Origin of the sequence: Nocardiopsis sp. TNDT3, from assembly GCF_003427465.1 — a bacterium.
GTDB lineage: Bacteria > Actinomycetota > Actinomycetes > Streptosporangiales > Streptosporangiaceae > Nocardiopsis > Nocardiopsis dassonvillei.
Genome location: NZ_QPFC01000995.1, coordinates 1 through 1,565, shown reverse-complemented (window position 1 = coordinate 1,565; position 1,565 = coordinate 1). Strand labels below are relative to the sequence as shown.

Here is a 1,565-nt window from a genome sequence, read left to right as displayed (position 1 = left end):
GAGCCACAGGGGGCGGCGGGCGGGGGTGTCGTTCATCAGGGTGATGGCCTTCGTCCGTGCGCGCTGGCGGTCGGCGTGGCCGACCGTCTCCCCGGCGCGCGGGTCGGTGTCGTTCAGGAGCGCGCGAAGCGCGGTGACGTCGTCCACGAGGCGTCCTTCCTGTCCTCGGCGGGGTGTGCGGTGTCGTCCATGAGCGCCTGGAGGCGCTTGCGGGCACGGTGCAGCCGTCCGCGCGCGGTCACGGGTGAGCAGCCCACCACGCGCGCGGCCTCGCGGCTGCTCAGGCCCTCCCAGGTCACGAGCATCACGAGCTCGCGGTCGGTGCCGGAGAGCCGGGCCAGGGCGCTCAGGGCCGTCTGGCGGCGGACGACGCGCTCGGCGTCGTCCTGGGAACCGCCCCAGGCCTCCTCCGGGGGAGGGGGGACCTCACCGCGCTTCCTGACCTCGCGCAGCTTGGCGAGGGTGATACGGCGGGCGCAGGCGTACAGCCAGGGCAGTTCCCGGCCCTCGGGCACCCCCGTCCGCCGTCGCCAGGCGACCGCGAAGGACTCCGAGGCCACGTCGTCGGCCAGATCGGGGCCGACCCTGCGGCGGGCGTAGTCGTACACCGCGTCGTAGTACCGCTCGAACAGCGCGTTGAACGCCGTGTGGTCGGGTGGGTCGCTGTTGTTGTCGCGCACCATCGGCAGCTCCTCTCTCCCCCTTGTGTCGCCGGAGCGGCCGTTGTTCGGGGGGGAGGACGGGAAAACCGCCGGAACGTATGTGGTGTGCGTCACCAGGGCGGGGGCGGGTCGGCTCAGCGGCGTCCCAGCAACCGCGCCACGGTCAGCCCCCGCAGGGAGGCGTCCAGCACCCGCGCGGTGTGGGTCACCGCCACCGGAGAACCCGCGCGGTCCATGGCGGAGGCTATCTGGAGAGAGCACCCCGGGTTCCCCGACACCAGGACGTCGGCGCCGGTGGAGGCCACGTCCCGCCCCTTGCGGTCGCCGAGCTCGCGGGCGGCCCCGGGCTTGAGCAGGTTGTACACCCCCGCCGAGCCGCAGCAGATCTCGCCGTTGGGCAGGTCGGACACGCGCAGCTCCGGAATCCCCGCGAGCAGGGCCCGGGGCGGCCGGGTGACGCCCTGGCCGTGGGAGAGGTGGCACGCGTCGTGGTAGGCCACGTGCAGGGGGAGGGGATGGCGCTCGGCCCGCGGCCCCAGCTCCACCAGGAACTCGGTGAGGTCCGCGACCCGCTCGGCCTGGGCCCGCCCCCGGCGCACCCAGGCCGGGTCCGCGCCCGCCTCGGTCAGGGTGCGGTCGAAGTGCTTCATGCTGGACCCGCACCCGGCCGAGTTGACCACGATCCGGTCCACCCGCTCGCGTTCGAACACCTCGATCAGGCTCCGGGCGAGGTCGGCCGACTCCTCCATCCGCCCGGCGTGCCCGGACAGGGCCCCGCAGCAGCCCTGGGCGCGGGGGATCACCACGTCGCAGCCCTCCAGAGCCAGCACCCGCGCGGTCGCGGTGTTGACCTCGGGGAAGAACGCCCCCTGCACGCAGCCCACCAGCATGCCCACCCGGGCC

2 protein-coding genes are annotated in these 1,565 nt (G+C 74.4%); both read right to left on the bottom strand.

The window, feature by feature from the left end; genetic code table 11:
- Positions 1 to 113: 113 nt before the first annotated feature.
- Positions 114 to 683, bottom strand: a complete 570-nt coding sequence (locus DQW06_RS22775) for an RNA polymerase sigma factor (protein ID WP_013151731.1) — start codon at positions 681 to 683, stop codon at positions 114 to 116.
- Positions 684 to 796: 113 nt separating this feature from the next.
- A partial coding sequence (locus DQW06_RS22770) for a (Fe-S)-binding protein (protein WP_198662522.1) occupies positions 797 to 1,565 on the bottom strand: 769 nt, incomplete at its 5' end.